General features: G+C 54.2%; 7 protein-coding genes and 1 pseudogene. All 8 read left to right on the forward strand.

Going from position 1 to position 8830, the window contains the following annotated elements; translation table 11 throughout:
- Positions 1 to 84: 84 nt before the first annotated feature.
- Positions 85 to 1626: an NADH-quinone oxidoreductase subunit L gene (locus tag ACI9KD_RS03830; RefSeq protein ID WP_414979832.1), complete on the forward strand. Its 1542-nt coding sequence runs from the start codon at positions 85 to 87 to the stop codon at positions 1624 to 1626.
- Entirely contained in the window at positions 1623 to 4049 is a 2427-nt protein-coding gene (locus ACI9KD_RS03835) for a YbcC family protein (protein WP_414979833.1), read from the forward strand. The genes ACI9KD_RS03830 and ACI9KD_RS03835 overlap by 4 nt, the downstream gene beginning before the upstream one ends.
- Positions 4050 to 4140: 91 nt before the next feature.
- Positions 4141 to 5100 (forward strand): ABC transporter ATP-binding protein, encoded by a 960-nt coding sequence (locus ACI9KD_RS03840; protein ID WP_414979834.1) that lies wholly within the window; start codon positions 4141 to 4143, stop codon positions 5098 to 5100.
- Positions 5100 to 6170 carry an ABC transporter ATP-binding protein gene (locus tag ACI9KD_RS03845; RefSeq protein WP_414979835.1) on the forward strand — a complete coding sequence of 357 codons (1071 nt, stop codon included), beginning with the start codon at positions 5100 to 5102 and terminating at the stop codon, positions 6168 to 6170. The genes ACI9KD_RS03840 and ACI9KD_RS03845 overlap by 1 nt, the downstream gene beginning before the upstream one ends.
- A complete protein-coding gene (locus ACI9KD_RS03850) occupies positions 6157 to 7026 on the forward strand; it encodes a carbohydrate ABC transporter permease (RefSeq protein ID WP_414979836.1) in 870 nt (289 codons plus the stop codon). Before ACI9KD_RS03845 ends, ACI9KD_RS03850 begins: the two co-directional genes overlap by 14 nt.
- Positions 7019 to 7828, forward strand: a complete 810-nt coding sequence (locus tag ACI9KD_RS03855; protein WP_414979837.1) for a carbohydrate ABC transporter permease — start codon at positions 7019 to 7021, stop codon at positions 7826 to 7828. The genes ACI9KD_RS03850 and ACI9KD_RS03855 overlap by 8 nt, the downstream gene beginning before the upstream one ends.
- The gene (locus tag ACI9KD_RS03860) at positions 7825 to 8097 is read left to right on the forward strand and encodes a DUF2160 domain-containing protein (protein ID WP_414979838.1); all 273 of its coding nucleotides are present in this window, start codon (positions 7825 to 7827) and stop codon (positions 8095 to 8097) included. The genes ACI9KD_RS03855 and ACI9KD_RS03860 overlap by 4 nt, the downstream gene beginning before the upstream one ends.
- A 221-nt stretch (positions 8098 to 8318) precedes the next feature.
- Positions 8319 to 8830 (forward strand): annotated as a pseudogene (locus ACI9KD_RS03865) (carbohydrate ABC transporter substrate-binding protein); the annotation flags it as partial.

The following is an 8830-nucleotide window of genomic DNA, read 5'->3' on the forward strand; positions in this document are numbered from 1 at the left end:
TATTAACCAAACTATCAAATATTTAAATTTTACAATTGTGCATCTACTCCCGATACTGCGCGCACCCCGAATATGGAGATGCGCATGAACGGCAATTGGAGCGATCTGGTTTTTCTGAGCCTGCCTGTGGCGTATGTGCTTAGCGCCATTCTGGCGCCGTTGAATTCGCCAAAAACCGGCTGGCGACTATTAAACACCTCAAACCTGATAATACTGCTGGTGGTTGTCACCCTGCCCTTTCTCCCGCAAACAGAATCTGGCTTTTTTGCCGATGAGCCGATGCAGATAACCGTGTTGGGCCTTGTCTCGTTTATCGGTTGGATTGTGACGCGCTTTTCTGCCAATTACCTGAGCGGCGAGCCCGGTGAACAGCGCCTCCAACGTTGGCTGCAACTGACACTGGGGAGCGTTTCAGTAGTCGTAACAAGTAATCACCTGGGTGTACTTATCGCCGCCTGGATAGGCATCAGCCTGTCTTTGCATCAACTCCTTATGTTCTATCCAGAGCGAAAACGCGCCGTGTTAGCCGCGCACAAAAAGTTTTTGTTTGCTCGACTCGCCGAAGCCTGCTTAATCGGTGCCGCGACGCTGCTGTACCTGCAGCACGGCACCTTGTACATCAATGACATTTTGGCCGCCTATCAAGGCAGCTCAATAATTCTCAGCCCCAGCGAACAAATTGCTGCGCTGTTGATTGCAAGCGCAGCCATGGTGAAGTGTGCTCAGTTCCCCATGCATGGATGGTTAATTCAGGTCGTCGAGTGCCCTACACCGGTATCCGCCTTGCTCCACGCCGGTGTTATCAATCTCGGCGGCTTTCTCATTTTGCTCATGGCTCCACTGATGTTGCACGCCCAACTGGCAAACTGGTTACTACTTATTGTCGCCGGCGCAACCTGCGTTGCCGCTGCATTGATCACCATGACCCGCGTCAGTGTCAAAGTTCTTCTTGCCTGGTCAACGGTTGCTCAAATGGGTCTGATGCTAGTCGAATGCGCATTAGGGCAGTACGGGCTTGCGCTACTCCATCTCGTGGCGCACTCCTGCTATAAGGCCTACGCATTTCTCAGCGCCGGCGGCGATGTAGAGGTGTTCCTGCGAAAGCAACTAGCGCCGGCGCGACTTCCAACTCCAAGCACCCTACCCTTGCTATTTGCCCTGGCGGTTGTCGTAATCGGCGTCCTGTATTGGACCGACATCATCGCTAACGATGCCAGTCTTTGGTTGCTGCTTGCCCTGTTTCCCATCGCACTATTGAGCGAGCGCAGCAGCCTACGGCATAGCAGCTCACTCCTTCTGAGCGGAGGACTCGGCGTACTCCTAATAGCGGTATATCTACTGCAAAAAACTCTCTTCATCCACTTAGCGCCCGATGGTGCGCTGCCTGATGCAGCTGCCACAATCTGGTGTGCCATGTTGTTCAGTCTGCTTCTAACGGCCTACTGGATCCTTCAACAACGTGGCGAGTCAAGTCTTGGAAGGCGTCTTTATCGCAATCTGTATGCAGGCTTTTACCTGGACGAATGGGCCACTCGAGCAACCCTGGCCCTTTGGCCAGCCAAACTGCCGCAACGCGGTGGTCCGCAGCAAACCGCAATACAGACGGCACGAGAGAACCAGTCATGATCGCCCCAGCGCAAAGCCTCACATCACGAGTCGCCCTTGCACAGTTCGCCGCCGCACAGGCGGGCAATCGTATAGCCCCAACCTGGCCTCTGGATCAGCTCATCGCAGTTAACCCCTGGTGGGAAATGCGCGACCAATCCATCATAGAGGTCGCGACGCGCATCGCCCTCTTGGGCCGTGCTAACGGACACATGCCTCGACACTGGTTTAGGGCTCAGTTTCCAGACCGTATTCGTCCAGAGCATCTAGCCAGGGCGATGCATGCCTCAGATACGACTCTGGCTCATGGGGCACTCGTTGCCTGGCTCACAAGTGAAGGACAGGCGCCGTACTGGAACAACTTCAGTGATGCGATTGACGCTAGCCGGGATCTCACTCGCCATGTCTCGTGGCATGACGAAATCATTCATCAGATCAGCCAGTTCTGCGCTAGCTTCTACAGTATCGCCACCCCACTGCCGTATGACCCTGATCGCTGCCTCTACGAAGCGTGGCTGGAGAATGTCCGCAACGATCGTGGTATTGAAATCATGATGGGCGAGAAGGGCCTGCATCAGCACTTTGATGCTCTGCCGGCTACCGCCGAAGCCTTGCTCGTTGAGGCAACCGCAGAACTTCTGGTTCCCGAGGAGGCCATGGGAGACTATTTTCATGCGCTCCTCCTTGACATCAATGGTTGGTCTTCGTGGGTGGCATATCTGCGCTGGCAGTCTAAGCTGGCCGGGGGCAGCGATAATGCCATGCATCAGTTGCTCGCTATCCGTCTCGCATGGGAACTGGTGCTTTGGCGCCATCAAGAGACTAAACAACAAGACACCATTACTGCCCTCTCTCAGGAGTGGACACAGCAGTTCTCCCAGCTTTCAGACTTGCTGCAACAACATCGGCAATATCAGGAACCTGCCTGGGTGTGGCAGCAGGCCGCGGAAGTCGCATTCCAGCAAGCGACGCAGGAAAGCTTGCTCACCCCGGCTCCAGTAATACCTGCGGTGACTCAACGCCCGGCACTGCAAGCGGTTTTTTGTATCGATGTTCGCTCTGAGGTGTATCGCCGCGCGTTGGAATCCCAAGACCCATCGATCCAAACCTTCGGTTTTGCCGGGTTCTTTGGCTTGCCTATCGAATACGCACCTGCAGGCGCGAGCTACACACGGCCACAGCTACCCGGACTGCTTGCTCCTGCCCTTAGCGTGAGCGAATCAAACGACAATAAAGGCGTATCGCACAGAACATCAAAGTTAAACCGTCAAGCCCGATGGTCCGCTATTAGCAAAGTCGCTCCTGCAGCCTTTGGTTACGTTGAGTCACTGGGGCTGGGCTACGCTTTCAAACTCCTTCGGGAGTCACTCTTTGGCCTCGACAACGGACACCCTGTAAATACCGTCGATGGCGTTGACTCGCACTACATTATTAGCAACTGCAATACGGTATTGGACACCAGCGCACAGGCGGAGCTGGTTGCTGGAATTCTTGGCGCAATGACCTTAACTGACAATTTCGCCACCGTCGTTATCCTTGCGGGCCACGGCAGTAGCACACGAAACAACCCCCATGCCGCGGGTCTGGACTGCGGGGCATGTGGTGGTCAAACCGGTGAGATTAACGCGCGCGTGCTCACTCAACTGCTGAATAAGAGTGAGGTCCGAAGCGCCCTGGCCGACGAGCACGACATCGAAATACCCCAAGACACAAGGTTCGTTGCCGCCCTTCACAACACCACCACGGACGAGCTGCGTTATCTGACCTCATTGCCCACCGGCACAGAGATGATTCAAAACTGGATTACTGCCGCTGGTAAAGCTGCGCGACGAGAACGTGCTGGCAAACTCGGTGTTGCCGACAAAAATAGCGACAAAGGCATCATGGAGCGCAGTCGTGACTGGTCACAGGTACGACCTGAGTGGGGCTTGGCCGGAAACGCTTGCTTTGTCGTTGCCCCCCGGTCCCGAACTGCCCACCTGAATTTTGCCGGACGCAGCTTTCTCCACGACTACAACGAAGCCACTGACGGTGCCAAAGGCTACCCGGTACTAGAGCTGATCATGACCGCGCCAATGCTTGTCACCCACTGGATTAACATGCAATACAACACATCAGTCATGGATAACGATCTCTACGGCTCTGGCAACAAGGTTCTGCACAACGTTGTAGGAGGCAACATCGGTGTTTTTGAAGGCAACGGTGGCGATTTGCGCATAGGCTTACCCATGCAGTCTCTCCACGACGGGCAGCAGTGGATGCATGATTCACTGCGTCTTAGCGTATACATAGCGGCCCCGGGAAAGGCCATCACCGACATAGTCGATCGCCATGAGGTGGTACGGCAACTCGTCGATAATGACTGGCTGTACTTGCATCGTATTGACGATACACGTAATGAAATCCAGCGGCTGTATAAAGGCAGCTGGTCAATTGTGATTTAGCTTACGAGCAGGCATAGCGAGTTGTTCTAGCAGGGTGTAGCATCTCATTCCGCCTGGAGACAATGACCGTGCCTGCAAAGCAAGACTGCGCATGCTTAGCGTAAACAATGTGTGCCTTTTCCCGGACGAGGACAATGAATTCTCGCACAGCTTTGCAGCTGGGGAAATCTCTGTGGTTTTAGGCGCAAACCAGTCGGGAAAAACCGATCTTTGCCGACTCATAGCGGGTTTGAACACACGGGCCCAGGGAGAGGTGAGTCTTGATGGCAAAAGCCTGAGGGAATTATCCCCACGAACACGTCCCGTCAGCATGGTTTATCAGGCTTTTGTTAACTACCCGAACTTAAGCGTGTTTGAAAACATCGCATCCCCCCTGCGCGCGCGCAAAACCGCTGCAAGCGTCATATCAAAAACCGTATCAGAGCTCGCTGAGAAACTCCGCATTCAGGAACTCCTTGATCGTTTGCCGAGCGAGTTATCCGGCGGTCAGCAACAACGGGTGGCTATTGCTAGAGCCCTGGCCCAACAAGCACAGGTGCTGCTGCTCGACGAGCCCTTGGTCAATCTCGATTTTAAGCTTCGGGAGGCATTGGAAGTTGAACTTCGAGAATTACTTCATGCCAGCAATACCGTGGTGATTTACACCAGTAGCGACCCCCGGGACGCCTTTACCCTGGGCGATAGACTGTTGCTTTTGGCGAAGGGAGAAAAAATCCAGTCTGGCTCGCCGCTAGAGATTTACGAATACCCCAGTTCCATAGCCGCTATGGCGTTGTTGGCAGATCCGGATATCAATCGTTTCTATCGTGATGAAAAACTCTGCGCCCTGCGCCCGGAGCACATTGGACTTAGCGATGATGGCCACACCTTCGAAGCGTCCATTGAATTTGCAATGCGGGTTACCGCCTACGAAACAAACGGCGATGAATCGTTTGTCCATGGCCAGGTTGAGGGTGCCGAATGGGTAATGCGACGGCGCGGCATGCTCCCTGTGAATGTTGGGCAAGCGCTGCAGATACGTGCCGCGGCACACGACGTGGTGCGATTCTGATGGCACGTATAAGTCTAGAAAACCTTGGCTTCACCTATCCCGGCGCTGACGCCGCAACGCTGTCCGAACTCAATCTAAGCATCGCAGATGGGGAAGCTCATGCTCTGCTTGGTGCGAGCGGAGCCGGCAAGACAACCCTACTGAACATTCTCTCGGGGCTTTTGACGCCTACCTCCGGCGCACTGCGCTTTGACGAGCAGGACGTATCCCGACAATCGGGTCGCCTACGTAACGTCGCGCAAGTGTTTCAGTTTCCCGTGTTGTACGAATCTCTAAGCGTTGCCGAAAACCTGGCGTTCCCTCTAAAAACACGCAAAGCATCTCCCAGCGTAACCGCGGAAAGGCTGGACTACATCTGCAATGAACTGGATATCGAAAGTCTTCGAGGCCTCAAGCCTGCAGCGCTTTCGCTTTTTCAAAAACAATTGGTTGCTGTTGGCAAAGCGCTCATTCGCCCAGATGTCTCGATGGTCTTGCTGGACGAGCCGCTCACGGCGGTAGAGCCGCGTACCAAATGGCGTCTTCGCCAGACCTTGCGCCGGGTACAGGCTGACCTCAAGGTTACGATGATCTATGTGACCCACGATCAAACGGAAGCACTGACCTTTGCTGATCGTGTGTCGGTACTCACCGCCGGCGGTATTTTGCAGACGGGGACCCCGGAGCAGGTTTATAGCTCTCCAGAACATGAGTTCGTAGGGCACTTCGTCGGCAGTCCGGGAATGAATTTTTTGCCGGCCCGGGCCCTAGGTGTAGCCGGTGCCGAGCGCGCTGGGTTCCGCCCTGAGTGGGCCATACTGCGCACCGCAAACACGGCAATACCGAGCCTGCCCACATGCACGCCCGCTACAGGTCACCTTAGCTGCCGAGTCTTGCGAGTCCGTGTTCAGGGCGCGCAAGCAGGCAAGCCCTTCGGTTTACTCACCTTGGCGACAGCCCATGGGGAAGTTGCCGTGCGCGGTGAGTTTCCCGATGCCGCAGTGAGCGTCGGAGACACATTGGATATGCAGGTTACCCGCTGTATTGGCTATTCCGACCAGCGCAAGGTAAGTGACATTGAGCTCGTTTAAGCCCAAGAATAATCGCGCCTGGCTGGGCGTTTTGCCTGTTCTGCTGATTGTGGCATTCAGTGGTGTGGTGCCTCTGATGACGGTCGTTAACTATTCGGTTCAGGACATCCTGAATTTCAACTCGCGTTTTTTTGTGGGTTTTGAGTGGTATCGGGAGACCCTAAACGATCCTCGGTTTATCGACGCTTTTCTACGTCAAATTGTATTTAGCCTTACGATTCTGGCTATTGAAGTTCCTCTCGGAGTCGCGGTGGCTAAGGGAATCCCTAAAGACAGTAGGTTTACGTCTCTGATACTGATTCTCCTGGCCCTTCCCCTGCTTATCCCCTGGAACGTGGTTGGCACCATATGGCAGGTATTCGCCCGACCCGATATCGGCCTCTTGGGCTGGACCGTGAACGCGCTGGGTGTTTCCTACAATTACACCTCTGAACCTGTGCATGCCTGGCTGACGCTGGTAGCCATGGATGTCTGGCATTGGACGTCGCTCATAGCACTCCTTTCCTTTGCGGGTCTGACATCAATCCCCAAGCCCTTTTACCAAGCCGCCGAACTCGACGGCGCAAGCCGCTGGCAAGTATTTCGTTACGTTGAGATGCCCCGCCTTCAAGGCGTACTGATCATTGGCGTACTACTAAGACTGATGGACAGTTTTATGATCTACACAGAACCGTTTGTGTTGACCGGCGGCGGGCCAGGAAACGCCACCACCATGCTCAGTCAACATTTAGCGACGATGGCCGTAGGTCAGTTTGACCTCGGCCCCGCCGCGGCATTTTCGGTGATCTACTTTTTATTCATTCTGCTGTTTTGTTGGGTGTTCTACACCAGCGTGGTTCGCACCGACGATGAATAGATTCGGACTCAGTCGCGGCGTTCTTATCGTATACGGGGTCTATTTACTGCTGCCTCTGTATTGGCTTTTATCGATGTCCTTGCGCAGTAATGCGGATATTCAGGGCAGCTTTTCACTGCTACCGCCGACGGTCACTCTAGGAAATTTTGCAGAGATATTCTCTAATCCCGTCTGGTACGAAGGCTTCGCAAATTCACTAAGCTACGTTGCCATCAACACCGTGATCTCTCTGGCTGTTGCAATACCCGCAGCCTATGCATTTTCTCGCTACCGTTTTCTGGGGGACAAACAACTGTTCTTTTGGCTTCTCACCAATCGCATGGCGCCACCGGCAGTCTTTTTACTGCCGTTCTTTCAGCTTTACTCTGCTGTGGGACTGTTCGACACGCCGCTGGCCGTGGCATTGGCGCACTGTCTGTTCACCGTGCCATTATCGGTATGGATTCTCGAAGGCTTTTTCTCCGCTGTGCCCACGGAGTTGGATGAAATGGCGCAGATAGACGGGCACAGCTTTCTGTACTTCTTTGTGCGTGTTTTTCTGCCGATCAACCGTGGGGCTATCGGCGTGACGCTGTTCTTTTGCTTTATGTTCAGCTGGGTTGAACTGCTGTTAGCTCGCACTTTGTCCGGGGCGTCAGCTAAACCCATCGTAGTTGTCATGACACGCACTGTGAGCGCATCCGGCGTCGACTGGGGAGTGTTAGCTGCCGCCGGCGTGCTCACGGTGGTCCCTGGCGTATTGGTCGTGTGGTTCGTTCGCAAAGATCTGGTGAAAGGCTTTGCTTTGGGGCGCGTGTCATGAACTGGATGGCATGGACGACACCCACGGCGATTTTTTTTATCGCCATCGGCCTTGCTTTGCTTACCCTCACCATCCTCGAAATTTTTCGGCCCACCGCTCGAGTTCAGGGTTTTTTACCCATGGCGACAACTCGCGGCGATCGTTTCTTTATTAGTTTGCTCAGCGCAGCCTTTATTCATTTACTCTGGCTTGGACTGCTGGACACCCGATTGCTTGTCGCATCCTGTCTCTCTCTACTGTGGGCTGCCCTACTTATGCGTTGGGGCTAAGCTCTCTATACTGAGCGTCCGCTACCCCAAGGCACGCTATTATCGTGAAAGTACGGCATATCCTCTTAGCATTAACATCTCTGAGCCTGACATTGGCTGGTTGCTCCGAGCAATCCACTGAAACGCCCGCTGAAAAGGCAGCTAGCTTTGCTGCCAACGCCCAGACGTGGGTGAAAGAGTTCCAACCGTCCACGCTCACAGAGGAACAGCAGCTAGCAGAGATGGCTTGGTTTACTGAGGCCGCCAAAGACTTTCGGGGCATGTCAATTAATGTGGCATCAGAAAGCCTGACAACGCATGAGTACGAAAGCACACAGCTCACAAAAGCCTTTTATGACATCACGGGCATTCACGTGACGCATGACCTGATTCAGGAGGGCGATGTCATCGAAAAGTTACAAACACAAATGCAAACCGGAGAAAACGTCTACGACGCCTACGTGAACGACTCGGATCTGGTGGGCACACACGCCCGCTACGGTCACGTGGTACCCCTGAGCGACTTCATGGCCGGCGAAGGTGCAGCGGTAACCTCTCCCACCCTCGATCTTGATGACTTCATAGGCATCAGCTTTACCACCGGCCCTGATGGCAAAATCTACCAGCTACCTGATCAGCAATTCGCCAATCTGTACTGGTTTCGCTACGACTGGTTTACAACACCGACAATTCAAGCGCAGTTCGAATCACTGTACGGCTATCCCCTGGGCGTTCCCATCAATTGGTCCGCTTA

Origin of the sequence: Congregibacter sp. (assembly GCF_047617445.1) — a bacterium.
Classification (GTDB): Bacteria; Pseudomonadota; Gammaproteobacteria; order Pseudomonadales; family Halieaceae; genus Congregibacter.